This is a genomic window from Bacillus sp. 0102A, from assembly GCF_036765155.1.
Lineage (GTDB): Bacteria > Bacillota > Bacilli > Bacillales > Bacillaceae > Bacillus > Bacillus subtilis_G.
On the sequence record NZ_JBAIZW010000003.1, the window covers coordinates 58,441 to 82,908 of the forward strand.

Genomic DNA, 24,468 nt, shown 5'->3' on the forward strand with positions numbered 1-24,468 from the left:
TTCTTTACCAAGACAGATGATATGAGTACAATAAAGAAAACTGATCATAACTATATATTTTATTAATGACAGGGGTGGGGTTTTTGTATTACGACGTACTGAAAACGTTTATAGCGGTAGTAGAAGAAAAAAACTTCACAAAAGCGGCGGAAAAGCTGATGATCTCCCAGCCCAGCGTCAGCCTGCATATCAAAAATCTTGAGAAAGAATTTCAAACGGCCCTCCTGAACCGGTCGCCAAAACACTTTACGACAACGCCGACAGGAGACATTTTGTATCAAAGAGCAAAGCAAATGGTATTTCTATACGAGCAAGCCAAGGCCGAAATCTATGCGCATCACCATTATGTGAAAGGCGAATTGAAAATAGCTGCCAGCTTTACGATCGGAGAGTATATTCTTCCGCCGCTTCTGGCTCAGCTGCAAAAGTTGTATCCAGAGCTGAACCTCGATGTCATGATTGGCAATACAGAGGAGGTCAGCGAACGTGTGCGGATGCTTCAGGCTGATATCGGACTGATTGAAGGACATACAAACGAGAATGAACTGGAAATTGAACCGTTCATGGAGGATGAAATGTGCATTGCCGCGCCGAATCAGCACCCGTTGGCCGGACGGAGAGATATTTCAATCAGCGATTTGCAAAACGAAGCATGGGTGACAAGAGAGAAGGGCTCCGGGACAAGAGAGTATCTCGATCATGTGCTCAGCTCAAACGGACTGCGGCCGAAGTCGATGTTCACCATCAGCAGCAATCAAGGGGTAAAAGAAGCGGTGATCAGCGGCATGGGTCTCTCTGTTCTATCCAGAAGCGTGCTGCATAAGGATTTGATCCATCGTGAAATTTCAATTCTCCATATGAAAGATCTCTCATTAAAGCGCAAGCTGTCTTATATTCATTCTCCTCTCATGGAGAATACCAAAAATAAAGAAATTTTTATTACGATGCTGAAAAGCAATTATCAATCACAGCGGCTGAAATGATATAATAGTTTTCGTTCATAAGCCTAACATGAAAGGGTTTTACATAGATGGAAAACCAACCGATTGATTTACTGATGCAGCCGACATGGAGAATCATTGACCAATCCAGTCTCGGCCCTTTATTTGATGCGAAGCATTCCTTCGCAATGGACGATACGCTGTGCATGTCCGTCGGAAAAGGCGTGTCGCCGGCGACAGCGCGCTCATGGGTGCACTATAATACGATTGTCCTTGGAATACAGGATTCGCGCCTGCCGTTTTTGCAGGATGGCATCGCTTTGCTGGAGAACGAAGGGTACCGCGTGATCGTACGCAATTCCGGCGGTCTGGCAGTCGTTTTGGATGAAGGCGTTTTAAATATCTCTCTCATATTCGAGGACGAAAAGAAAGGCATCGATATAGACAAAGGATATGAAGCGATGGTTGAGCTGATGAGACGGGTGCTAAACCCATACAACGCAAAGATCGAAGCCTATGAAATTGAAGGATCATATTGTCCCGGCAGCTATGACCTCAGCATAAATGGAAAAAAATTCGCCGGCATCTCTCAAAGACGCGTTCGCGGCGGAGTCGCTGTTCAGATTTATCTTTGCGCGGATAAAAGCGGCAGTGAAAGAGCCGATTTGATCAGAAGGTTCTATCAAGCGGCGCTGAAGGACAAACGAAATGATAAAAAAGGCGTCTATCCGGAGATACGTCCGGAAACGATGGCGTCCTTAAGCGAGCTTCTGCAAACAGACATTTCCGTACAAGACTTAATGTTCGCTTTACTGACGGAATTAAAAGCGTTAAGCACACACCTTTACTCAGCTGGACTGTCCGTTGATGAGGAAATGGAATTTGAGAAAAACCTCGTCCGGATGACTGAGCGGAATGCAAAGGTATTTGGGTGAATGTTCTTCGCATGCCAGCCGTATCGGCCGGCATGCATTTTTTATTTCAAGCGGCATTTTATCCCCAATCATCTTGTTTTCAGATAAATCATTCTTACATGCAGATAACCATGACCAAAAGAAAAACGATAAAATGAGATCAGCATCCATATACAAAGGGGAGAGGGCAGATGAAAGGGAATGTTTACAGCCTGTTTGTACTGATTGCGGCTTTTTTCTGGGGAACCACGGGAACCGTTCAGGCGATGGCTCCAGAAAGCTCCACACCGTTGACATTCGGAGCGTTCCGCTTATTAATAGGAGGAAGCGCCATGCTGCTTACGGTTTGGATCAGCCGGGAGCTTCACGTGAAAAATTGGTCATGGCCGCTCGTGTTATCAGCAGCAGTTTGTATGGCGTGTTACCAGCCGCTGTTTTTTACTGCCGTTAAAGAAACGGGAATTGCTGTAGGGACTGTGATTGCGATCGGCAGTGCGCCTATCATTGCCGGAAGCCTAGAGTGGGCCGTTTTGAAAAAACGCCCTCGAAACGCCTGGTGGATCGCGACCGTGCTGGCTTTATCAGGCTGCTGGCTTCTGTTTTCCGACGGTTCCAATGTTCGGATTGATGTGGCTGGTGTTCTTATGGCCCTTGGAGCGGGTGCTTCTTTTGCTGGCTATACGCTCATCAGTAAAGCGATGGTGAAAAACCAGCCTCCGCTAGCAACTTCCGCCGTTGTTTTTATGATCAGCGCCATCTTGCTGACGCCGCTTTTATGGCAGTCGGATATCTCGTGGATACTGACCCCGAGAGGACTGGGAACGAGCCTTTACATCGGGTTAATTGCAACGTGCGCCGCATACTTTTTGTTTGTGAAAGGCCTTACCGGGGTTCCGGCCTCGGCGGCGGTCACGCTGTCTTTAGCTGAACCGCTGACGGCCTCATTGCTGGGCGTGTTTTTCATAGGGGAAATGCTTTCACTCTCCTCTTGGTTCGGCATTGCCCTTATGATGCTGGGGCTTCTGGTCATCTCCGCTTCGCCTCGAAAACAAAAAACGGCCGAGGCAGTTCACATGTCTTAATAGATTCACATAAGCTGGCCTCATTTTACAAGAATAGCGGAGATAGCTGCAAAATGATTAAATCCTCTTTTCTCAATGGAAAAGGAGATTTTGCACATGGCGAAAATCCCAAAACCTTCTGCTGTTTTGGGATTTTTCCAACTTATTCTGCCATTTTTTCTAAATTGCCGTTCCGGTCCATTTTGAAGGATGGAGATGCATGTTCATCTTCTTCAAATAAAACTAGTTTTCTGGCTCTATTCATAATTTTCACTAAGGTTTCGTAATCTTCTTGGATCGTTTTTTGATCTTTTTCAAGCTTTTGAACTTCTGCCTCAAGCTGTTCTGTTTTGCTTTGCAATTCCTGATTTTCTTTCTTTAAACGTTCATTTTCCATTCTTAATGCCGATGACTGCTCGTTATTTCCTTCATAATTCTGCAGGAAGCGGATTACATCATTCATCGTCATCTCAGGCGCAGCTGCAGGCGTTTGAGGAGACAATAAGTGTGATAGACTAGCTAACTCTTCCTTAAAGCTTTCATCGACAAAAGGCATGTGTTCGCCTGACATTAAAGGGTGCAGCTCATTTTCGGCTGATGGCGCGTCCGTTTTAACCGTCTCCTCTGCATCGGTTTCTTGAATGATTTCAGGATCAACCGCAGGAGGCTGATATAATAGCCTTTTTTTCGCAGGCTGCCCGTTTCCGAGCGCTCTCATCCGCTGTTTTCGCTGTTTTTTCGCAAGCTGAAGCGCTTTTTCATATTGATGGCGGACGACCGCGTTCCATCTGAATCCGCAGGCTGCGGAGGTCCGGTTTAATTGATCTCCGACTTCTTCAAAGGCGTTCAGCTGAGTGCTGCCCTCCCTCACATGCCGAAGCACTGTTTCGGCTAAAAGCAGATCATCTTCTTTTGACCAAGCGTCTTGTCGCTGTTTTGTCATTTATCTCAACTCCCATTTTCTTTTCATGGTATTAGAATGTCCAGTTTGGAAAATATTTATACAAATTGGCTGAAAGAATAGAAGATACGAAGGTTGGAGCAGCTTGCAGGAACAGTCGAATCCTTGTAAAATGAAGAGTGATGTGATTTTTTTGAAAAGCGATTTTAGGTTTATTCACATAGATGAACATAGAAATGAAGGGAAGCGTACGTCATGGCTAATGAATTTCGAGTGTGTGATGATTGCCAAGCCACTAATATCAAAACATTGCTGCCGCGTTTAAAAGAAGTGGACCCGGACGCAAAGGTTGAGGTAGGGTGCCAATCTTATTGCGGGCCCGGACGCAAAAAATCATTTGCTTTTGTGAACAATCGCCCGCTGTCAGCTCCGACAGAGGATGAGCTGATTGACAAAGTACAAAAGAAAATAAAAAAGTAAAAATATATTTTTCATAGCCTCGGCCCTCAGGTCAGGCTTTTTTGCTTCACAAGATCTGTTTTTCGTGAAGATGGAACAAATCGCCGGGCAAATTCAAGGATGTTTTCAAAGAATAGAGTCGATATAATAGAAACACGGCTAAAAAAAAGAGGGAATGACGATGGCGTATCCAAATGGAAAATTATCAGAAGAAAAAGTGTTTAAAGATCCGGTGCACCGCTATGTTCATGTTCGGGACAAGCTGATATGGGATTTGATCGGAACCCGCGAATTTCAGCGTCTCCGCAGAATTAAGCAGCTCGGCACGACGTATTTGACGTTCCATGGCGCTGAGCACAGCCGGTTCAACCATTCTCTCGGTGTCTATGAAATTGTCAGGAGAATGGTTGATGACGTCTTTAAAGGCCGCCATGAATGGGATGACAGTGAGCGCGAACTCTGTTTGGCCGCGGCGCTGCTTCATGATCTCGGGCACGGACCATTCTCGCATTCATTTGAAAAAGTCTTTCACCTTGACCACGAAGATTTTACAAGAGATATCATTTTGGGAGACACAGAGGTCAATCAGGTGCTCAGAAAGGTGAGCCCGCGTTTCCCGCAGGATGTTGCTGAAGTCATTGCCAAAACATATAAAAACAAGCAAGTGGTCAGCCTGATTTCGAGTCAGATTGACGCAGACCGCATGGATTACCTGCAGCGCGACGCTTATTATACGGGCGTCAGCTACGGCCATTTTGATATGGAGCGGATTCTTCGGGTGATGCGCCCGCGCGAGGACCAGATTGTCATTAAAGAAAGCGGGATGCACGCTGTCGAAGACTATATCATGAGCCGCTACCAAATGTACTGGCAGGTGTATTTCCATCCTGTGACAAGAAGCGCAGAGGTTATTTTAACGAAGATTCTTCACAGGGCGAAGCAGCTGCACGATGAAGGCTATGTCTTCACTCACGCCCCGGTTCATTTCTATTCTATTTTTGAAGGGAAATTGACACTGGAGGATTATGTGAAGCTGGATGAATCTATTATTTTGTATTACTTCCAGGCCTGGGAGGATGAAGAAGACGCGATTTTATCCGATTTGTGCCGCAGATTCATTAACCGCCAGCTGTTCCAATACGTTGAATTCAATCCGAATGAAGAAATGTCGGCTTATTTTGAGCTGACTTCATTGTTCAAAGAGGCGGGAATCGATCCGAGCTATTATTTGGTCGTTGATTCTTCTTCCGATCTTCCATACGATTTTTACCGTCCTGGAGAGGAAGAGGAGCGTCTGCCGATCCATCTCTTGACGCAAAACGGCCAAATTAAAGAGCTGTCCAGACAGTCGGCTATCGTGGAATCCATCTCCGGAAAACGGCGGACGGACCACAAGCTGTACTATCCGAAGGACCTGATTTGTGGCGGCTCTGAACACCCGGAAGCGAAAATGAAAATCCGGCAGCTGCTGGGACTGACATAGAAATTGGAAAGAAGGAAAAAGGAGATGTCGGGAATTTGTTGAAAGAACATGCAAAACTGATGAAGGTGTTCTCGGATTCTGGAGAAATCATCGGGCGGAAGAAGATGCAGAAAATGATTTATATCGCAAAAAAAATGCAGTTTCCTTTCTATGAGAAATATGATTTTCACTTTTACGGACCGTATTCAGAGGAACTGACGCTCCAGATTGAAGAGCTGTGCAACCTTGGATTTCTGCATGAGGTGAAGGAAAAAAAGGGCGGCTACTTTCAATACCGTTATTCGCTGACTGAGACAGGTTCCGCATTTTTAGACCATGCTGATCTGGATATGCCAGACATTAAGGGCTATATCGACAGTGTGAACAGCCGTTCATCGCGGTTTTTAGAGCTGGTTTCCACGATCCTTTACTTTGACGGGCTTGAGGCCGAGGAAAAGAAAGAAAAAGTCTTTACAATCAAAAGCAAGCAAAAATATACGAATGAAGAATATGACGAAGCGCTTCAATACATAGAGGAATTGAAGCAGATTTGTTAACCATGCCAAGCAAAAGAAATGATCCGTTTCTTTTGCTTTTTTTAACAAAAAAGATTGCTGTTTAAAGAAATCTATTGTAAAATATATGAAATCATTAAACAATCAGTAATGTATACAGGCACTGATAAGGACATGAGATGCTTTTTACGGTTTCCAGAGAGGGAAGAACAGCTGAGATCTTCCTAACGCAGGGAAAGCAGCTTACCGCCTTTGAGCCGTTTCGGGGAACTAAAGTATCCGATACCGTCATGCTGCGTTACAGCACCTTAAAGCCGATACACCATGTGTGTTGATCGGGAATTTGGGTGGAACCACGGATGATAAACACATTCGTCCCTTTTATAGGGATGAATGTGTTTTTTTATATGAATTGAATACATGCGAAGAAAAGGACATGAATGATCGTTACGGTTTTCAGAGAGGGAAGGAAAGGTGAGAGCTTCCCAGCTTAGGGCTGTCATTTACCGCCTTGGAGCAGCATTGGGGAACTGAAGTATCCAATGCCGTCTATGCTGCGTTACAGCACCAAGCCGACAACATAGCGTTTGTCGGGAATTTGGGTGGAACCACGGATGATAAACACATTCGTCCCTTTTATAGGGATGAATGTGTTTTTTTATATGAATTGAATACATGCGAAGAAAAGGACATGAATGATCGTTACGGTTTTCAGAGAGGGAAGAAAAGGTGAGAGCTTCCCAGCTTAGGATGATCATTTACCGCCTTGGAGCAGCATTGGGGAACTGAAGTATCCAATGCCGTCTATGCTGCGTTACAGCACCAAGCCGACAACATAGCGTTTGTCGGGAATTTGGGTGGAACCACGGGTTAATCACACACTCGTCCCTTTCAGAGGGATGGGTGTGTTTTTTTATATACAACAATTGATAAGGAGTGTTTAAAATGAGTAAACATGTACACATTCAGCTTCCGGACGGACAGATCAAGGAATATCCAAAAGGTATTACAATCAAAGAAGCGGCTGGTTCTATCAGTTCCAGTCTGCAAAAGAAGGCGGCTGCGGGTCAGGTCAACGGCAAGCTCGTTGATCTTGGCTTTCAGCTGGAAGAGGATGCTAAGCTTTCGATTATTACACTTGATTCACAAGAAGGCTTGCAGGTGCTCCGCCACACATCAGCGCACGTATTGGCTCAAGCTGTGAAACGCCTGTATGGAGAAGTATCATTGGGGATAGGTCCAGTGATTGAAGACGGCTTCTACTATGACATGAAGCTGGAGCACAGTTTGACATCAGGTGACTTAGAAGCCATCGAAAAAGAAATGAAGAACATTATAAATGAAAACCTTGAAATTAAACGAATTGAGGTTTCTTACGAAGAGGCTGAAGAACTGTTTGCTCAAAAAGGCGAGCCGTTTAAGCTGGAGATTTTGAAGGATATTCCGCGCGGGGAGGGTATCACGCTGTACCAGCAGGGAGAATTCGTTGACCTGTGCCGGGGGCCGCACCTTCCTTCTACAGGGATGATCAAGGCGTTCAAACTGACAAGAGTATCGGGCGCTTATTGGCGCGGAGACAATGAAAATGAAGTCCTGCAGCGGGTGTACGGGGTTGCGTTTCACAAGAAAAAAGATTTGGATGCGCATCTGCATATGCTGGAAGAAGCGGCAAAACGAGACCACCGCAAGCTTGGCAAACAGTTAGAGCTGTTTATGTTTTCTGAAGAAGCGCCGGGGATGCCGTTTTATTTGCCGAAAGGGCAGATTGTCCGCAATGAACTGGAACGCTTCTCGCGTGAGCTGCAAACAAATGCCGGCTATGATGAGGTGCGTACGCCGTTTATGATGAATCAGCGGTTATGGGAGCAGTCAGGCCACTGGGATCATTATCGCGACAATATGTATTTTTCAGAAGTGGATGAGACAAGATTCGCAATGAAGCCGATGAATTGTCCTGGACATATGCTCATCTTTAAAAACAGCCTGTATTCGTATCGTGATCTGCCGATTCGTATGGCGGAGTTCGGCCAGGTCCATCGCCACGAATACAGCGGCGCTTTAAATGGAATGCTTCGCGTCCGGACGTTCTGCCAGGATGACGCGCATATCTTCGTTCGGGAGGATCAGATTGAGAGCGAGATCAAAGAAGCGATTGGGCTGATTGACGAGGTATATCGTACATTTGGCTTTGAGTATTCGGTTGAGCTTTCGACTCGCCCGGAGGATTCATTAGGCGATGATAGCCTTTGGGAAGCATCGGAACGCGCCTTAGCACATGTCCTTGAGGAACTCGGCCTGCCTTATGAGGTGAATGAAGGCGACGGGGCGTTTTACGGACCAAAAATTGATTTTCACATAAAAGATGCCCTGAAACGAAGCCACCAATGTGCGACAATTCAGCTTGATTTTCAAATGCCGGAAAAATTCGATTTAACATATATCAATGAACACAATGAAAAGGTTCGTCCTGTTGTCATACACAGAGCGGTATTCGGCTCGATCGACCGTTTCTTTGGTATTTTGATCGAGCATTTCGGCGGGGCGTTCCCAGTCTGGCTCGCACCGATTCAGGTTCAAATCATACCGGTTTCACACGTTCACTTTGACTATTGCAGAAAGGTGCAGGCAGAGCTGAAACAGGTGGGGATAAGAGTCGGCATTGATGAGCGCAATGAGAAGCTTGGATACAAAATCAGAGAGTCGCAGGTACAGAAAATCCCATACGTGCTTGTGCTTGGAGATCATGAAGAGCAGCAGGATGCGGTAAACGTTCGCCAATTCGGGCATCAAGAGAATAAACACGTTTCTTTTCAAATTTTTAAAGATAAACTTGTCAAACAGGTGAAAAATCGAGGCATGTAGGAGAAAAGCTGCGGATTCTCATTTTGCTTTTTTGACTTTCCCTATCCGGAATCAGTAAAATAATAAGTAAATCATATCGTTCGTATGTTATGAATGCATCTCGAAATGGGGAAATTGACATGGACCATGACAAACTGGAAGCAAATTTGCTGGATCACGCACTTACAAAATACTTGAAAACCACGAAGCAAATAGATGAAGCTACCGTTCCGAAACACGTAAATAATGTAAGAGGATTTATTCTGCGGATCATATACAGACATGGGAGCTGCACCATAAAGGATATACTAAAGGAGGTCACACTGTCTCCCTCTGCGACAACCACCGCCCTCAATCATTTAGAGCAGGAGGGTTTTATTGAGAGATCGAGAAATAAAAATGACCGCCGCACTGTATGGATTACGCTTTCTAAGTCGGGCCGGGGAGCGGCTGAGCAAATGATCGAAAACCGCCAGCAGCTGATTGACGGCATGTTTGAACGTGTAACAGCCGAAGAGAAAAAGACGTTCTTAGCGATTGTTGCGAAGCTGACCCAATAGGGATAGAAAAAGCCGGTGCGCGAAGCGCCGGCTTTATAGAGATTATTCCATATCGCTCAGACGTTTGCCTGCGACGGCATAATGGTCTTTTCTCATTTCTTCTATAAACACAACAATTTTTTCTTCAGAAGCACCGGTTGTTTCCTTTACCGCTTCTGTTACTTTCTCGACAAGATTGCGTTTTTGCTCGTCTGTACGGCCTTCGAGCATTTTGACGGTTACGTATGGCATGGGTGCTGAATCCTCCTTTATCTCGTTTCCTCTCTTTAGAAAAAGAGGCTTCTTATAGTATACTGAATAAAGTAAATTCTTGCATTTTTAGAAAGAGGGATATCTCACTTGGACCGTTTTTTATATTATCCGTTATCTTTAATGCCATACCTCGTCATCACATTAATTGTGTCGTTTACGATCCACGAGCTTGCCCATGCTTATGTCGCATACAAATTCGGTGACGATACGGCGAAAAAACAAGGAAGATTGACACTGAACCCTATTAAACACCTTGATCCGTTCGGGACCATTTTGATTCTGGTGGCCGGCTTCGGATGGGCGCGCCCTATTCCCGTCAATCGCCGCTTCTTTAAGAAACCTCGGCTTGCCGGCGTGCTCGTATCTATTGCCGGACCCGTCAGTAACCTGATTCTTGCGTTTATCGGTTTCTTTTTGTTAGTGTTGATGCATGCATACGGAATGGAGACGCTGGCGGCATTCAGCACGGGACTTGATCAGTTCTTTTCCATTTGGATACAGCTGAACCTTGTCTTGTTTTTATTCAACCTTCTGCCGCTTCCTCCGCTGGATGGCTATCGGATTATTGAAGATCTCGTCCCGCCGGGGGTGCGTGCCAAGATGACACAGGCGGAGAGCTACGGCTTTATCGTCTTTTTGGTTCTGTTTGTGACACCGCTTGGATCTTACGTGCTTTGGCCGATGCTCAATGCCGGAAGAGATCAGATTTTAGAGCTGTTTTCAGCGATATTTCAACCGCTTTTGTAGGAGGTAGAACTCATGGAAGAAAAAAAGAAAAAAACAATCGGGTTTAATATTATCAAAAGTGATCCGACAGACGGACACGGCGGTTTCGGCGTAGGGGCGCTCAGCCTTGATAACATTTCCCCCGTATTCGTCGATGTAGAGGAAAAAGAAGCGTTCGTTGATATCGGCGCCATGCATGCCCGCAGCACCGTTGAAAAAGGTATTAAATTTCTGCCGAACAAAGAAGAAGTTCCGAACGGCAAACCATACTGGCTTGTCTGGGTGACGATTGACAGAAGAGAAGAGGGGCCTTATTACGCTGGTGTGACAGCCTGTGAACTGACGGTTGACAGAAGCATCAGAAGAGGCTACAAGTCGCTGCCTGAGCATGTGAATCTGATGGATAAATCCATGAAACGGAACATTATCATTGATAAAATGGACGACAGCTCGAAGCGTGTGCTCGGCGAGTTTCTGAAAAATCATGATCAGGGCCTATGGGACCGGTCACCAGATGAATTAAAAACAGGCCTGCTTCCGGAAGACCATTAGTTTGTGAACGTTCTGTGAACTTTTAGAAAATTTGTACTATTTTTCGTAAACTTTGAGTAAACTGGTGATACAGAAATAGGACATGGAAAATCCCGAGCCGAACCAAGACTCGGGGTTTTTCATTTTTAGGGTGATAGGATGTACGAAACCATTCGAGTCGGTGATTGGGTGATTAAAGCCGACGTGGAAGAAACGAGAAAGCAATATGAGAAAGAACTAGAGGATATGTGTGGATGCGGTAACTGTCTAAACTACTATGAAGCAGTGAATGAATTGCCGGTCAGAAAATCTCGTGTCTTAGAAGGTTTTGGTCTTATTCCGTCGAAATGCCCGGATATTAGTTATCATGGGATTAAAGATCATTTGCACTTTTATATAGCCAGTTATTTTATCGTTGGCCGTATTGTAGAAGGAAATCAAGAATTGAACCCGGAAAGGATTGATTTGTCGTGGCATGTTTCATTTTCAGTGCCCCAACACAAAATTTACATTCCTAAGGGGTTTCCAAAACCAATTATTCAACTCGATTGCGTTACGCTGCTTCCATGGATTATAGACGAACCATACGAATAACCCGGCCTCCGAGGAGCCGGGTTATTTTTAATGATTCCGCCCCAGCCATTTGTCCCACCACTTTTTAGGGGAAGCGGGGTTTTCTTTGGCTGGAAGCCGGTCTTTTGTTGGTTTTGCGGGTTCTGCCCCATAACACACGTTCGACGGTTCAGTGCCTTTCATAAAATACGTGTAGTGCTTGGCTGCGCAGCCGGGACCGGACGTGTAGCCTGTTGCCGGATCAATGTACACGCCGGTTACGCCTTTTGGCGGTTTGAAAGCAGTTTCCGGTTCTCCTTTGAGCGCATCCTCCATGAAGTCAGCCCAAATCGTTTTGGCGTAGCTTTTTTCTTCGACCGAGTCGATGGTGCTGTTTTTGTCATAGCCCGTCCAAACACCTGCGGCCAGCTGTGGATTGAAGCCGATCATCCAGCTGTCTGCGCTGGTGGTTCCTGATTTTCCTGCATACGTTCTTGTCAGGCGGTTGGCGATCGTCCGTCCGGTTACCGACGTATAGCCGTTTAAATCCGTATCAAACATGCCTGTCATCATACTTGCCGTGACAAAAGCGGCTTTTTCATCAAGCACCTGTTTATGCTGATTCGGGTTTTCGTACAGCACATGTCCCGCCGCGTCCGTGACCCTCGAAATAAAAGTCGGTTTGATTTGCTTCCCGCCATTTGCGAGCATGGCATAGGCGTTGACCATCTCAATCGGGCGCACGGGTTCGGTGCCGAGTGCCAGGGACGGCAGTTTTTGAAAATGAGCAGTGATGCCGAACTCTTTTGCCGCCTGTACGAGCTTGTTCATGCCGAGAAAGAGATGTGTTTTCACAGCGTAAATGTTGTCGGAAAGCGCCAGCGCCTGCAGAAGCGTAATCGGCTTGTTGGCGTAGTATCCGTTATAGTTGCTTGGAGAATACGTTTCTCCCTGTGCATCAATTTGAAACTCGGTTTCTTCGCTTTTCATCAAGGTGACTGGCGTAAATCCGCTCTGAATCGCTTTGTAGTACAGCAATGGCTTAATCGTCGAAGCGGGCTGGCGTTTCGCCTGTGTCGTCCGGTCAAACGGGCTTTTTTGATAATCCCTGCCGCCGACAAGGGCCAGAACACTTCCTGTGCGGGGATCAATGGCTGAAAACCCGACTTGAATGTTAGAGCCGGCGTTAACTGTTTCGGTAATGGTCTCCTCGGCGATGCGCTGCATCCGTTTATCTACCGTTGTATAGACGTTTAACCCGCTCGTTTCAATTTGCTCCCGCGTCATGCCGAGCTTTTTCTCCACCTCTCTCATCGCATTGTCATAGAAATAAGGGGCCTTTCTCTTGGAAACTTGTTTATTCAAAGGCTGATAGGAAAGAGGTTCCTTGATCAGTTCATTCGCTTTTTTCTGGCTGATCATCCGCTGCTTTTCCATCATTCGCACAATCGTTTTCTGGCGCTCCTTGGCCTTCGTTTCATTGATATACGGCGAATAGCCGGAAGGGCCTTTTGGGATCCCCGCCAATAAAGCGGCCTCCGCATCCGTCAGGTTTTTCGCATGCTTGCCGAAATACAGGCGGGAAGCGGCTTCAATGCCGTAGGCGCCGTGGCCGTAGTAAATCGTATTTAAATAGCCTTCTAAAATCTCTTCCTTAGAATAGTTCTGTTCCAAACGGATCGTGTAGAACGCCTCATTCCATTTTCGTTTCCACGTTTTATCGTGTTCAAGGTATAAATTTCTCGCATATTGCTGGGTGATGGTGCTTGCGCCCTGAACCTTGGCAAATGCTTTCAAATCAGCAAGCGCCGCACCGGCCATGCGTTTATAATCAAAGCCGTGATGATCGTAGAAATTCTGGTCTTCAACCGCCACTGTCGCTTTTACAATTGTCGGATTCATGTCCTTTAAGGGGACCCAATAGCGCTTTTCACCGTAATTCGTTTCCCCGAGCTTTGAGCCGTCACTCGCATACAAAATCGTGGATTGCGGTACTTGCACGGAGGGAGCGCCTTGGTATTTGGCTATCAAAATGACAGTCATAAACACAGCAGCTGCCGCTAAGGCCGCAAGAGCCCCTAAAAAGATACAGGCGCGGACGGTTTTCAGCGTCAGTCTCAGCCGTTTATTTGTCATTGCATCCACAATGGGTTCCCCCTTTTTTTATGTTTCTACTATTATGAGGAAAAAAGACCGTTTTTAAACATCGCAGAACACGACGCATCTTTACTTTTTTCCCGCCATCCTCTATACTTTTTCCTTAGGTGAAAAAGAGATTTCAACCGGGAATAAAAGCTGAAAAGACGCTTACAATACATGAATACAGCCTTGAAAGGGAGATGACAATTGAGCGAACTTTGGTACACAGAGAAGCAGACGAAAAACTTTGGCATTACGATGAAGGTTAATAAAACATTACATACAGAACAAACGGAGTTTCAGCATTTAGAAATGGTGGAAACGGAAGAGTTCGGCAACATGCTGTTTTTGGACGGCATGGTCATGACATCTGAAAAAGACGAATTCGTTTATCATGAAATGGTGGCGCATGTCCCATTGTTTACACACCCGAACCCGGAGCACGTTCTTGTTGTCGGCGGCGGTGACGGCGGCGTCATCAGAGAAATCCTGAAGCATCCGAGCGTGAAAAAAGCGACACTTGTTGATATTGACGGCAAGGTTATCGAATACTCTAAAAAGTTCCTTCCTTCTATTGCGGGCAAACTGGACGATCCGCGCGTTGACGTGCAGGTGGATGACGGATTTATGCACATTGCGAAATCTGAAAATCAATACGACGTGATCATGGTGGATTCAACTGAACCTGTCGGACCGGCTGTAAACCTGTTTACAAAAGGATTCTACGCAGGAATCGCAAAAGCGCTGAAAGAAGACGGAATTTTCGTCGCTCAGACGGACAACCCATGGTTTACGCCGGAATTAATCACAAATGTACAGCGCGACGTGAAGGAAATCTTCCCGATTACGAAGCTATATACAGCGAATATTCCGACATACCCAAGCGGTTTGTGGACATTTACAATCGGATCGAAAAAATATGATCCGCTTGCAGTGGAAGACAGCCGTTTCTTCGATATTGAGACGAAATATTACACAAAAGATATTCATAAAGCGGCGTTTGTTCTGCCGAAATTTGTGAGTGACCTGATTAAATAATGTTGGTAATGGCGCAGGAGCGAATCTTGCGCTTTTTTACAGGAAAGCGAGGGTATTATAGATGAGATTTGATGAAGCATATTCAGGAAAAGTATTTATCGCGAGCCGTCCCGAGTGGGAAGGGGCGGACGCCATCCTTTACGGCATGCCGATGGACTGGACGGTCAGCTATCGCCCGGGCTCACGCTTTGGCCCGAGCAGAATCCGCGAGGTGTCAATCGGCCTTGAAGAATACAGCCCGTATTTAGACCGTGATCTGGCTGATCTGAACTTCTTTGACGCCGGCGACATTCCGCTGCCGTTCGGAAATCCTCAGAAAAGCCTTGATATGATTGAGGAATATGTAGACAGCATTTTAGAAAAAGGGAAATTCCCAATGGGCATGGGCGGGGAGCACCTCGTGTCATGGCCTGTCATAAAAGCGATGCACAAGAAATACCCAGACCTCGCGATTATCCATTTTGACGCACATACGGATCTTCGCGTTGACTATGAGGGAGAACCGCTTTCTCACTCTACGCCGATCCGCAAAGCGGCAGAATTGATCGGCCCGCAAAATGTGTATTCTTTCGGAATCCGTTCCGGCATGAAGGAAGAGTTTGAATGGGCGAAGGAAAACGGCATGCACATCTCAAAATTTGAAGTGCTTGAACCGTTGAAAGAAGTGCTTCCGAAGCTTGCGGGCCGTCCGGTATATGTCACAATCGACATTGACGTATTAGACCCTGCGCACGCACCGGGAACAGGAACGGTTGACGCCGGCGGCATCACGTCTAAAGAACTGCTTGCATCCGTCCACGAAATCGCGCGTTCAGAGGTAAATGTGAAGGGCGCTGATTTAGTGGAAGTCGCACCGGTGTACGACCATTCAGAACAAACGGCAAACACAGCCAGCAAAATCATCCGTGAAATGCTGCTTGGGTTTGTGAAATAGTTTTTAATAAAAGGGCCTGAATTACAGTCAGGCCCTTTTTTATCTTTTAATTATTTAAAGTCATTTTATAAGAAATTCTTTTATTAGATGTGTCGTCTATTACAGTATAATAAGCAGATACTCTTGATGATTCAGGATTGAAGTTTTTATAATTTATTTTTTCGTCGGGATACAAACTTAAACCTACATATCCGAGTACTGTTTTCCCTGATGGAATCTCTGTATTAAATTGATACTTATCCGGCAAATCATAATTATAAGGCATCAATTGTTTATTATATTGATATTGACCAAAAAATAAATAGTTTTTCCCGTCCGGTGAAAGATCCTCTAGAGTCATTTTATGATTAGAAGTATTTTCAGCTTTAAAAGGCAAAATGTATATATATTTTATGGAATTTGTTTCTTTATCAAATGACTTGATCGGCTTTAATGGTTTTAGAATATGGAGTTTTATTCCTTTCCCTGTATCGATTGTTTGGTTTGCGGCAATATTAATATTTTTTGGAGTGTATTTATCATTTTGAGCGTTCACTGTATAGAAACGAGCACAGCTGAATGTGACTATTATTAATAAAACAATAAATGAAATCCAACGCTTATTCATCTGTATCCTCCAGTTTACCTTCACTAATATTGATAATTCTATCGACAATACTATTTTCACATAGTGTATCATCATGACTAGCTACTACAATAGTTGTGCCGTTTTCTTTTTCGGTTTTTAGGATATCCAGTATAAGATTAATTCCTTTTTTGTCTAAGGCATTTGTCGGTTCATCTAAAAGAAGTAATTTTGGTTTTTCCATTATTGCCTGAGCAATTCCTAAGCGCTGCTTCATCCCTAAAGAATACCGTTTGACTTTACGCTTATCTGCGGGGTCCAATCCAACTTTTCTTATTACTTCTTTTATTTCTTCATCAGAAACTTTTTTCTTAATAGAAGCTAGAAATTTTAAATTTTGAAACCCTGAATAGACAGGAATAAAGCTGGGGTACTCAATTAACAGACCTGTATGTTCAGAGAAATCTGTATCTCTACCGATGACGAGGCCGTTAACAGAAACTTCGCCTTTTGTTAATGTTAACAGTCCGGCAATGGCTCTTAAAATCATTGTCTTTCCAGATCCGTTATGGCCTCTTAACACGACAAATTCGTTTTCTTTAATTGAAAAACTGATATCATCTAATACATGATTTCCCTTTAATTTTTTAACCATATGTTTACATTCAATATAAGACGTCATAATTATTCTCCTAAAATATCTGTTTTTTTAATAAAAAATAGGCTGATAAAGGTGCAAACTGCACAGAAAATGAGGGCTATGATTAAAAAGTCGCAGGCATGAAAAAAACGGCCATTTGAGTAGTTAACGTTCATGCGCGAATAATCAATAAAAGCCCACTTTCCAGCCATAGCAAATGAAGCAATGAATAAAGCGCTGTGAAAAAAAATCGATATTACAATATAAGCAACAATAATAATAAATGCTGAGATAAAAGATATCATGAAAGTTAAAGTTTCTAGCAAAACTGCATACATAAACGAAACTAATATTTGAATTAACATAAATAATATGACCTTGCTGTTCAGTTCTGCTGTAAAGCCTTTAAATGAGGTAAATAACATAATGTATATAAAAAGCCATACGCACCAAATAGATACAATCAGAACAAACAGTGATAAAAGCTTGCTGAATATAAATACTCCTTTTTTGGGGAGTTTCGGGAGGATATAAGCTCCAGAAATTTGAATGTCACGAAACATAAAATTACCCACAATCATCAAAGGCAGCACTTGAAAACTAATCCATTGTAGAGGGATAGATAGTCTATGCTGTGTATATAAGATATGTAAATCAAAGAAATTCATCGAATGAAATAGTGTGGTCAGGCTGTCGGAAAAACTTTGATGGCCTAGCTGCCCCGTCTTATTGCTATTCCAGAGAAAGCATAAAAGAAGAAGGGCAATAGCTAAGCTAATGACAAAGTATGTAACCTTACTTTCATTGAAACGCATGACAATATCACGTTTCAGCATATTCATAAAAGACAATCAGTTTGCTCCTTTCTCCTCAACCGGCTGTAAATAATTTCGTCGCTTTATAGATTCTATAGAAATCCCGAATAATAACAACATAATCCCTAATCTAATCAATAATAATTCAGCCAAATCACTAAATTCCAGCACAAAACCATTTAAAAAGAGCATACCATTACATAAAAGGCTATCAATCAAAAATAAAAGAATGAATAGAAAAACTACAATGATTTGATTCAAATACAGTAAAGTAAATGAAACAACATAACAAATGAAAATAAATGCAAACACATGAGTGATAAAAGATATAGGGGTCAAATACAATTGTCCCGTATCATTGAAAACACACAAAGTATACAATTCACCTATAATGATAATCCCGTATACTGCTGAGAATAAAAGTGTTTTGAACAGGTATATCAATGTTAGATAAGGTGCATTGTTTACTCGGATTACAGTATAAATTGAAAAGTAATCGGATGAGATCAAAACAGAAAATACAACGGCAGCAGGGCATAAAATAGAAACGAGATGCCAATAGGAAAAAATATTTTCCAGCACAAAACTATAACCACTACCAATTTCTTGATATAAAAAGAAATAAACGGCAATTAACTGTAACAGTAAAGCGGTGATGAGCCCCGGCCACTTCATTCTTAATGTTGATGTTAGAGTATTATAATAAAACACGTCGTTTTTTTCCCCACATATAAAGTAAAGTAATTGCAATGAACACACTAAGGTTCAAATAAATAAACTTATCTAAACTCAAAAAGCCTCCGTCGTTCACGATATATTTCATTGGATTGTAATTGTTGTTGAGTAAAGTAAAGCCTATTAAATTGATTAAAAAAGGTATGATATAAACAAAGTATTTCTTTTTAATAAAAAATGATAAAGCCAATCCAATGGAAGAAAGAACAGCTCCATACAGCCCATTTAATGCAAAAAGAATAAGAGTATATATTAATGAGTGTTCGTAATACAGGTTTGCTAGGTCTGTTCCGCCTGTAACGATTGGGTCCATGTAATTGACGATTCCGTCGGGGTTTACCGAAGGATATGTCATCGATAGCAAATAAAGATTTAATAATAATGGTAAGATAATGACGAAAAACGAAATTACAAAGTTGAACCCGAATAATACAGTGAAGTATTTCTTTTTAGTTGTTTTTGTTATAACATTCATAAAAAATCCGGTATTTTTATCTTCACGATACATACCAGCCATTGGAAGTGATGCTAATAACGGAAGAATGAGAATCCAGATAGTCTGAGCTGAGGTTGTTTGTCCTTCTGCAATATTGGATAAAAACGGTGAGTTATGGATTTCATAAGGAAGATTAATCTTCTTATGAAAGAAGAGAATACCTAGATAACTGACGATCATAAGAACGATACTAATGAATAAAGAGAAATAAATCTCTTTGTTTTTTAATAAACGCTTTAAAAAGAAAGAAATCATGTGCAATGCTCCTGTTTTTTTATTAAAACTCTGTGTGAGTTTTGGATAGTTTTATTTTAATAAAAAGTTTTGAAGAGTGGATATTATTTTTATCTTAAAAAGCGATCCTACATGTTTAATGTAAGATCGCTTTGTTTTGAGAAAGGTATTAATAGATTGTGTAATTTCCCTTAGGTTTTACGCTGTCAGGACTCCAATCAGTTGAGAAGGAATCATTGCTGCGGCTGTAACCGCCAAACCTTACGGGTACATTTCTCCCGTACTCTTCTACAGCAGTGTTGGAAAATAAGTATGTATGACCCGGGTGTACTGTTCCTTCGTGAGTTCCACCACCGGATACATTGTGCCAGTTGCGCCCGCCAGAGTGAACGTTTTTATCTGCCTCTGCCCATACATCAAATTTACCTCCGTCATCTTTCTTTAGGAGATGCATATACATGTAGCTTCTATTTTGCTTTCTTCGAGCAGTTGTATAGTCGTAAGGGCTGTACCATCTGAAAGTAAAATGCACCCTTGAATCGCTCGTATTGGCTTTTGCATGAACCGCCTGTGTAACACCCAGTGAGGAAACAGCAAGCCCAAACATGATAATGAGTAAACTAATTCTTTTTTTAAATTGAACTTTCAAAGATAAATCCTCCATTTTTAACCTTCAATTGAAGTTGTACTGAACTTAAGTCTTATATATAATAATTCAATAAAAAGGAAAAGTAAACAGGTTTTTCATTTGTAATAATAAAATTTATCTTATTTATTATGATTCTGGATTAGGAAACCAATTTAAAATAATTTAGTAATTAATATTTTAAATTTTAAAAACAAAACACTAGTTTTACTTTTTATTTAACAAAAAAACAACCGGTAAAAAACCGGTTGTTAACATTAAATCATTCCTCGCTGTGCAACTTCAATTTGGTGTGTAGGTGCATTTGCAATATTCGTTGCGATGAAAACAGTGCTTAGGGCCAGACAAGAGAGTAATAGTTTAGACTTCAATTTCATACAATCTCACTCCTCCTTGAATAAGTTGCCTTACTTGTTCCACCTTCAGGAAATAAGCAGAAGCTTTTTGAAAATTTTCACGTTCATGATAATATTTTGCCACATCAAGAGCGAAATCTTCAAGATCAGCATACAACATTTTACTTTTGAGGAAATCAAAGAATCTTTGAATTGCTTCTTCATCAGGGCCTGATAAGTATAAAGATTTCAAAAATTCAAACTCCGATAAATATATTGAATCCCCGGCCTTTTGAGAATAAGCCATTCCCTTACTATGATATGCATGGGCTTTATCCATTTTTCCCAATTTATAATGAATTTGTGTAATTAAAAAATAGGCTTGAGGCAGGGAAGGAAGAATATTAGATTCCTCAAAAACAGCTATTGCTCTTTTGAAATATGTTACGGCATCCTCATATTGGCTTTGGCTGTTTTTACAAAGCCCGATGTTGTACAATGTTCTTCCCATTAATTGGGGCTGATTCTCAGCTTCCGCCATAGAGTAAGCTTTTTTAAAATGTGATATGGCTTCCTCATATTGTTTCAGATCTAAGAAATTGGTAGCAAATAAAGAGTGACACTGAAGCAATCTAATATTATAAGCTTCATGTTCTTTGTATATTTCATATGCCTGCCGTGCATAGTCCATTGAAAAATACGTTTGTTTCATATAGTAATAAGACTCAGACATCTTAAAGAAAAACTCTGCCTTCTCTATTCGATCCTTAACGAATATCAACTTGCTTTCGGCCTTTTTAAAAAATTTAATGGCCGGCAGATATTCCCGCTGGTCAAGCTCATACATGCCCCTGAAGAAATTAAAGTAATAATCAAGGACTCCAGTTAAACGAGCCTGTTTTTTATCAATCTCAACCAGCAAATCAGACAGCCGCGGCTGTTCCTCGATCCGCATTTTCTCTAGCGGTTCAAGGTACTCAAGCATCAGGTTGTGCCGGAATTCCATCAGTGAAAAGTACAAATGAAGATCCTGATCTTCTTCCATTTGGTCCAGCTCTTGTTTGATTTCTCTTCGTAAATACTCTGCATCGGGTATGCTGAATCGGCGTATGTACATATACCATTCGTTAATCTTTTCTCCGACGGAAGAAGAAGATATGACACCTGTCACGTTTGCAAATCCCTCCCTTCATTATTCTATATATGTCATATTTTATCATCATCATTCTTGTGAGAAGCGCAAAAAAACCGCAATCTTTTCTTTCGTTACCCCGCATGTTAGAGGGAATATTTTCAAAACCGCTTTTACCCTCGGTGATTTGTACAAGCACATCCGTTCACCTTCCATATTCTGTTGTATCTGCGTGAGCAGTATTTTCTGAAAAGGAAGTGAAGGGATGAGGAAAAACAAGCTTTCCTTTAGAGAAAAAGCAAGAGCCGCACAAGAAGAATGTTTATGTTTTTGTGAGGAAGAAGCTAGCCGTGAAGCTATGTTTCAAGCACCGATTGAATTGCCTGAGGGGTTTATCGTTGATCCGGCTGAAGCTGTTGCAAATGTCACGTGGAATGCAGACAGCCTTTCTTGTGTCAGTGAACGTTGCTTCATTGAGACGGGGCCTGAGCCTGATGAAATCGCTGTTCAATTTGCAGTACGCCTGCAGGGAACTGTTACGCTTCTTGTCAGTGTGTCGCCTGTGCGAAATCAATATGGACAAGGGGACGGGGCTGTTTCCGTCATTCACAATGCGGAGATCAACCAAATCGTCTATTACTCTGATGAACCGGAGGATTGCCCGGATTTCAGTGACATCACGATCGAGAACCTTGTTGTTGTTCCGCCCTTTTACGGCAGTCCTTTATCTGTGACGGGAACGATTGTGCTTGTACCGGAATCGGAACCCGAACCTGTTTATGCGTTTACAGCGAATCCAAGTGATCAATCAGTTTCTGTGATTGATACAAACACTCATACTGTTGTGACGACGATTGCTCTTCCGTACCGGCCGACAGGTATTGAAATAACTCCAGATAAAAGCTCTGTGTTTGTCTTACATCCCAACAATAATGTGATTTCTGTCATCGATTATGACACATTAACAGTAACAGCATCTATTTTGCTGGATCAGCCGCCTCGATCGATTAGATTTATCCCTAATCATGAATTTGCTTATGTTTTCGCCGGTACTGTGATTTATGTGATTGGAATTGATACGTTAGCTGTGGATAGATCGATTCCTGTGGAAGGGTATGATGTTGCAATTGATCCCAATGGGTTATTCGCCTATGTTCTTAATTTTGGTATAGTGCAAAAAGTGGACCTATCCACCGGTGAAGTCATAGGAACGATTGAACGAGAGCTTATCGTATCATCCATAGAAACAGATTCTTCGGAGCGGTATGCGTATGTATTAGAACAAGAATTCTTATTCAATTATCTGACGGTTATTGATTTAAATTCGTTTACGCTCAGCAATACCCAAGAGCTGGAGCCTGACGGCCAATATGTAATGTTTACGAGTGGATCAGAGGTGTATTTACATGACAGCTTCACTGGCAATTTATATTCTGTCAGTCCGAATGGAGCAGGCGTTATAGGAAATGTTCCACAATCAGCAAGAGACTATGCGTTTACCCCGAATGGCGAATTTCTGTATACAACTCATGTTCTAGAGCAGAGCATCACTGTTTACAACACAGATGATTACTCTGTGGAGACTGTCATATCTCTTGGGGTTTCACCGGGAGCTATTGCGATTTAATCAACTGCATGCTGTGCATTTCTAAAAGGACGTGAAATCATGAAAAAGAATGATCTTTCTGCTTTACAGGAAAATTGTTTTTGTTTTTGTGATGAGGAAATCAGCCGAGAAGCGCCTTTTCAAGTGCCGATTGACATTCCCGAGGGGTTCACTGTTGATTCTGCCGAAGCAGCTGCGGCGGTTACATGGAGTACAGATCATTTATCATGTATCAGTGAGCCTTGCTTAATCCAGACTGGACCGGAAACAGAAGATATCGGTGTTCGATATGCTGTGAGAATACAAGGGGCCGTTTCGCTTCTTGTCAGTGTGTCGCCTGTGCGAAATCAATATGGACAAGGGAATGGGTCGGTTTCTGTGATTCATACTGAAGAGATTGATCAAGTTGTTTATTATGCAGCACAGTCTGACCGCTGTCCTGATTTCAGTCAAATGACAGTGGAAGATCTTCTCATTGTTCCGCGATTCTACGGCAGTCCGCTCACTGTGACCGGGACAATCGTTTTCCCACCATCGCCAGATCCTCAATCGTATGTCTTTACAGCGAATTCAGGGGACAGCACAGTTTCGGTTATTGATGCGGCAGCAAACCTTGTTGTTGCAACTATTCCTTTTTCGTCTGTGCCAACTGATCTGGGGGTCACGCTAGATAAAGCTTATACGTATGTCCTCCATGGAAATACTAATCTAGTTTCTGTGGTTGATAATCAAACATTAACCGTGACAAATACAATAACCATCGGCACTGGGCCGAGAAAGATTCAATTTGATCCTGCAGGAGAATTGGCATATGTGATGGCTGCCGGCTCTATTTATACGATTGATCTTGCACTTCAGGCAGTCAGTGATGTTTTTTCAGTACCCGACGCCGCAGACTTTGCACTTGATCCGAACGGGCAATTTGTCTTTACTGCTAATACAATTTTCTGGTCAATTGATCAATATGATGTGAATACAGGCCAGCTTGTTGACAGCCTCGTGAATCAGTTAGAATATCCAAGTTTAATTGAAACGCCATATGCCGGAGACTTTGCGTATGTGATGACTGGTGAATTATGGCCGAAGGGTGTAGCAGAGATTAGTTTGTCACCCTTGAGCAGAGAAGGTGACTTTAATCGTTTATTTGAAACTTTGAGGACAATTGTATTTTCATTTGACAGTACACGAGCTTATTTTCTAGAACCATATTTTGATCCGTCTCTCATTCATAACCTCACTGTCGTCAATACAGCCACAAACGCAATTATTGCGAGTGTTTCTGTGCCCGGCGCCTTTGACCTCGCAGTAACACCCGACAATCAGTACATTTATGCGGCACAGCCCAACGACAATACTGTGACTGTGTACCGCACGAGTGATTATGCAGCCGTGACGGTGATTCCGGTTGGTACGGGTCCGTCTGCGATTGCGATGTAGC

At 42.8% G+C, this 24,468-nt stretch carries 27 protein-coding genes and 2 other annotated features; of the genes, 16 read left to right on the forward strand and 11 right to left on the reverse strand.

The genetic code is table 11. The features are described from left to right. Positions 1 to 83: 83 nt before the first annotated feature. The 3 genes from cysL (at position 84) to V6D41_RS08510 (ending at position 2,937) form a co-directional block, all read left to right on the forward strand. The gene (gene cysL, locus V6D41_RS08500) at positions 84 to 983 is read left to right on the forward strand and encodes a cysJI operon transcriptional regulator CysL (protein ID WP_087992762.1); all 900 of its coding nucleotides are present in this window, start codon (positions 84 to 86) and stop codon (positions 981 to 983) included. 47 nt (positions 984 to 1,030) lie between these two features. Further along, positions 1,031 to 1,876, forward strand: a complete 846-nt coding sequence (ywfL, locus tag V6D41_RS08505) for an octanoyl-[GcvH]:protein N-octanoyltransferase (protein WP_333517912.1) — start codon at positions 1,031 to 1,033, stop codon at positions 1,874 to 1,876. A gap of 170 nt (positions 1,877 to 2,046) precedes the next feature. Further along, a complete protein-coding gene (locus V6D41_RS08510; RefSeq protein WP_333517913.1) occupies positions 2,047 to 2,937 on the forward strand; it encodes a carboxylate/amino acid/amine transporter in 891 nt (296 codons plus the stop codon). Positions 2,938 to 3,079: 142 nt separating this feature from the next. On the opposite strand, the gene rsfA is transcribed toward V6D41_RS08510, so the two are convergent. Further along, positions 3,080 to 3,859 carry a prespore-specific transcription regulator RsfA gene (rsfA, locus tag V6D41_RS08515; RefSeq protein WP_333517914.1) on the reverse strand — a complete coding sequence of 260 codons (780 nt, stop codon included), beginning with the start codon at positions 3,857 to 3,859 and terminating at the stop codon, positions 3,080 to 3,082. Between the two features lie 213 nt (positions 3,860 to 4,072). On the opposite strand from rsfA, the gene V6D41_RS08520 reads away from it, so the two are divergent. From V6D41_RS08520 to V6D41_RS08545, 6 genes are all read left to right on the forward strand, one after another. Further along, positions 4,073 to 4,297 (forward strand): DUF1450 domain-containing protein, encoded by a 225-nt coding sequence (locus V6D41_RS08520; protein WP_087992758.1) that lies wholly within the window; start codon positions 4,073 to 4,075, stop codon positions 4,295 to 4,297. 160 nt (positions 4,298 to 4,457) lie between these two features. Next, positions 4,458 to 5,759 (forward strand): HD domain-containing protein, encoded by a 1,302-nt coding sequence (locus V6D41_RS08525; protein ID WP_333517915.1) that lies wholly within the window; start codon positions 4,458 to 4,460, stop codon positions 5,757 to 5,759. A gap of 35 nt (positions 5,760 to 5,794) precedes the next feature. Next, positions 5,795 to 6,295, forward strand: coding sequence for a YwgA family protein (locus V6D41_RS08530; protein WP_087992757.1), 501 nt, complete (start codon positions 5,795 to 5,797; stop codon positions 6,293 to 6,295). A 137-nt stretch (positions 6,296 to 6,432) separates the two neighbouring features. Then, positions 6,433 to 6,588, forward strand: a complete 156-nt coding sequence (locus tag V6D41_RS08535) for a hypothetical protein (protein WP_333517916.1) — start codon at positions 6,433 to 6,435, stop codon at positions 6,586 to 6,588. Between the two features lie 81 nt (positions 6,589 to 6,669). Beyond that, positions 6,670 to 6,891: a binding site (T-box leader), on the forward strand. Positions 6,892 to 6,924: 33 nt separating this feature from the next. After that, positions 6,925 to 7,146, forward strand: a binding site (T-box leader). Between the two features lie 52 nt (positions 7,147 to 7,198). Continuing rightward, positions 7,199 to 9,115 (forward strand): threonine--tRNA ligase, encoded by a 1,917-nt coding sequence (gene thrS / locus V6D41_RS08540; protein ID WP_333517917.1) that lies wholly within the window; start codon positions 7,199 to 7,201, stop codon positions 9,113 to 9,115. 119 nt (positions 9,116 to 9,234) lie between these two features. After that, on the forward strand, positions 9,235 to 9,654 hold the full coding sequence (locus V6D41_RS08545; protein WP_333517918.1) for a MarR family transcriptional regulator: 420 nt from the start codon (positions 9,235 to 9,237) through the stop codon (positions 9,652 to 9,654). 42 nt (positions 9,655 to 9,696) lie between these two features. Here V6D41_RS08545 and V6D41_RS08550 read toward each other — a convergent pair whose 3' ends face one another. Next, positions 9,697 to 9,885 carry a 2-hydroxymuconate tautomerase gene (locus tag V6D41_RS08550; protein WP_003222038.1) on the reverse strand — a complete coding sequence of 63 codons (189 nt, stop codon included), beginning with the start codon at positions 9,883 to 9,885 and terminating at the stop codon, positions 9,697 to 9,699. Between the two features lie 108 nt (positions 9,886 to 9,993). On the opposite strand from V6D41_RS08550, the gene V6D41_RS08555 reads away from it, so the two are divergent. The 3 genes from V6D41_RS08555 (at position 9,994) to V6D41_RS08565 (ending at position 11,757) form a co-directional block, all read left to right on the forward strand. After that, positions 9,994 to 10,653, forward strand: coding sequence for a site-2 protease family protein (locus V6D41_RS08555; RefSeq protein ID WP_333517919.1), 660 nt, complete (start codon positions 9,994 to 9,996; stop codon positions 10,651 to 10,653). A gap of 12 nt (positions 10,654 to 10,665) precedes the next feature. Continuing rightward, positions 10,666 to 11,184 (forward strand): YwhD family protein, encoded by a 519-nt coding sequence (locus tag V6D41_RS08560; RefSeq protein ID WP_333517920.1) that lies wholly within the window; start codon positions 10,666 to 10,668, stop codon positions 11,182 to 11,184. 138 nt (positions 11,185 to 11,322) lie between these two features. After that, positions 11,323 to 11,757, forward strand: coding sequence for a hypothetical protein (locus V6D41_RS08565; RefSeq protein WP_087992750.1), 435 nt, complete (start codon positions 11,323 to 11,325; stop codon positions 11,755 to 11,757). A 27-nt stretch (positions 11,758 to 11,784) separates the two neighbouring features. On the opposite strand, the gene V6D41_RS08570 is transcribed toward V6D41_RS08565, so the two are convergent. After that, positions 11,785 to 13,860: a transglycosylase domain-containing protein gene (locus tag V6D41_RS08570; RefSeq protein WP_333517921.1), complete on the reverse strand. Its 2,076-nt coding sequence runs from the start codon at positions 13,858 to 13,860 to the stop codon at positions 11,785 to 11,787. Between the two features lie 201 nt (positions 13,861 to 14,061). On the opposite strand from V6D41_RS08570, the gene speE reads away from it, so the two are divergent. Next, positions 14,062 to 14,892 (forward strand): spermidine synthase, encoded by an 831-nt coding sequence (gene speE, locus V6D41_RS08575; protein ID WP_003227543.1) that lies wholly within the window; start codon positions 14,062 to 14,064, stop codon positions 14,890 to 14,892. Positions 14,893 to 14,953: 61 nt separating this feature from the next. Further along, positions 14,954 to 15,826 (forward strand): agmatinase, encoded by an 873-nt coding sequence (gene speB / locus V6D41_RS08580; protein WP_333517922.1) that lies wholly within the window; start codon positions 14,954 to 14,956, stop codon positions 15,824 to 15,826. A gap of 46 nt (positions 15,827 to 15,872) precedes the next feature. On the opposite strand, the gene V6D41_RS08585 is transcribed toward speB, so the two are convergent. From V6D41_RS08585 to rapF, 8 genes are all read right to left on the reverse strand, one after another. Next, the gene (locus V6D41_RS08585) at positions 15,873 to 16,433 is read right to left on the reverse strand and encodes a hypothetical protein (protein ID WP_333517923.1); all 561 of its coding nucleotides are present in this window, start codon (positions 16,431 to 16,433) and stop codon (positions 15,873 to 15,875) included. After that, complete coding sequence (locus V6D41_RS08590) at positions 16,426 to 17,073, reverse strand: ABC transporter ATP-binding protein (protein WP_333517924.1); 648 nt, start codon at positions 17,071 to 17,073, stop codon at positions 16,426 to 16,428. Before V6D41_RS08590 ends, V6D41_RS08585 begins: the two co-directional genes overlap by 8 nt. A 2-nt stretch (positions 17,074 to 17,075) precedes the next feature. After that, complete coding sequence (locus V6D41_RS08595) at positions 17,076 to 17,873, reverse strand: hypothetical protein (protein WP_333518161.1); 798 nt, start codon at positions 17,871 to 17,873, stop codon at positions 17,076 to 17,078. A 9-nt stretch (positions 17,874 to 17,882) separates the two neighbouring features. Next, positions 17,883 to 18,557 (reverse strand): hypothetical protein, encoded by a 675-nt coding sequence (locus V6D41_RS08600; protein WP_333517925.1) that lies wholly within the window; start codon positions 18,555 to 18,557, stop codon positions 17,883 to 17,885. Then, positions 18,544 to 19,332: a hypothetical protein gene (locus V6D41_RS08605; RefSeq protein WP_333517926.1), complete on the reverse strand. Its 789-nt coding sequence runs from the start codon at positions 19,330 to 19,332 to the stop codon at positions 18,544 to 18,546. The genes V6D41_RS08600 and V6D41_RS08605 overlap by 14 nt, the downstream gene beginning before the upstream one ends. Before the next feature lie 148 nt (positions 19,333 to 19,480). Beyond that, entirely contained in the window at positions 19,481 to 19,960 is a 480-nt protein-coding gene (locus tag V6D41_RS08610) for a hypothetical protein (protein ID WP_333517927.1), read from the reverse strand. Between the two features lie 254 nt (positions 19,961 to 20,214). Further along, positions 20,215 to 20,334, reverse strand: a complete 120-nt coding sequence (gene phrF / locus V6D41_RS08615; RefSeq protein ID WP_003222023.1) for a phosphatase RapF inhibitor PhrF — start codon at positions 20,332 to 20,334, stop codon at positions 20,215 to 20,217. Then, the gene (gene rapF, locus V6D41_RS08620) at positions 20,318 to 21,463 is read right to left on the reverse strand and encodes a response regulator aspartate phosphatase RapF (RefSeq protein WP_333517928.1); all 1,146 of its coding nucleotides are present in this window, start codon (positions 21,461 to 21,463) and stop codon (positions 20,318 to 20,320) included. The genes phrF and rapF overlap by 17 nt, the downstream gene beginning before the upstream one ends. A gap of 226 nt (positions 21,464 to 21,689) precedes the next feature. Here rapF and V6D41_RS08625 point away from each other — a divergent pair, with 226 nt between their 5' ends. Further along, entirely contained in the window at positions 21,690 to 23,051 is a 1,362-nt protein-coding gene (locus V6D41_RS08625) for a YncE family protein (protein ID WP_333517929.1), read from the forward strand. Positions 23,052 to 23,090: 39 nt separating this feature from the next. Then, positions 23,091 to 24,467, forward strand: a complete 1,377-nt coding sequence (locus V6D41_RS08630; RefSeq protein ID WP_333517930.1) for a YncE family protein — start codon at positions 23,091 to 23,093, stop codon at positions 24,465 to 24,467. The last annotated feature ends 1 nt before the right edge of the window (position 24,468 follow it).

Coding starts and splice junctions, on each gene's coding strand:
- V6D41_RS08590 (WP_333517924.1), bottom strand. CDS start 17,073: ATGACGTCTTATATTGAATGTAAACATATGGTTAAAAAATTAAAGGGA.
- V6D41_RS08605 (WP_333517926.1), bottom strand. CDS start 19,332: ATGATTTCTTTCTTTTTAAAGCGTTTATTAAAAAACAAAGAGATTTAT.
- V6D41_RS08595 (WP_333518161.1), bottom strand. CDS start 17,873: ATGAATATGCTGAAACGTGATATTGTCATGCGTTTCAATGAAAGTAAG.
- V6D41_RS08630 (WP_333517930.1), top strand. CDS start 23,091: ATGAAAAAGAATGATCTTTCTGCTTTACAGGAAAATTGTTTTTGTTTT.
- ywfL (WP_333517912.1), top strand. CDS start 1,031: ATGGAAAACCAACCGATTGATTTACTGATGCAGCCGACATGGAGAATC.
- V6D41_RS08625 (WP_333517929.1), top strand. CDS start 21,690: ATGAGGAAAAACAAGCTTTCCTTTAGAGAAAAAGCAAGAGCCGCACAA.
- V6D41_RS08545 (WP_333517918.1), top strand. CDS start 9,235: ATGGACCATGACAAACTGGAAGCAAATTTGCTGGATCACGCACTTACA.
- V6D41_RS08525 (WP_333517915.1), top strand. CDS start 4,458: ATGGCGTATCCAAATGGAAAATTATCAGAAGAAAAAGTGTTTAAAGAT.
- speB (WP_333517922.1), top strand. CDS start 14,954: ATGAGATTTGATGAAGCATATTCAGGAAAAGTATTTATCGCGAGCCGT.
- V6D41_RS08565 (WP_087992750.1), top strand. CDS start 11,323: ATGTACGAAACCATTCGAGTCGGTGATTGGGTGATTAAAGCCGACGTG.
- thrS (WP_333517917.1), top strand. CDS start 7,199: ATGAGTAAACATGTACACATTCAGCTTCCGGACGGACAGATCAAGGAA.
- rsfA (WP_333517914.1), bottom strand. CDS start 3,859: ATGACAAAACAGCGACAAGACGCTTGGTCAAAAGAAGATGATCTGCTT.
- V6D41_RS08585 (WP_333517923.1), bottom strand. CDS start 16,433: ATGAATAAGCGTTGGATTTCATTTATTGTTTTATTAATAATAGTCACA.
- V6D41_RS08560 (WP_333517920.1), top strand. CDS start 10,666: ATGGAAGAAAAAAAGAAAAAAACAATCGGGTTTAATATTATCAAAAGT.
- V6D41_RS08510 (WP_333517913.1), top strand. CDS start 2,047: ATGAAAGGGAATGTTTACAGCCTGTTTGTACTGATTGCGGCTTTTTTC.
- V6D41_RS08520 (WP_087992758.1), top strand. CDS start 4,073: ATGGCTAATGAATTTCGAGTGTGTGATGATTGCCAAGCCACTAATATC.
- V6D41_RS08535 (WP_333517916.1), top strand. CDS start 6,433: ATGCTTTTTACGGTTTCCAGAGAGGGAAGAACAGCTGAGATCTTCCTA.
- phrF (WP_003222023.1), bottom strand. CDS start 20,334: ATGAAATTGAAGTCTAAACTATTACTCTCTTGTCTGGCCCTAAGCACT.
- V6D41_RS08550 (WP_003222038.1), bottom strand. CDS start 9,885: ATGCCATACGTAACCGTCAAAATGCTCGAAGGCCGTACAGACGAGCAA.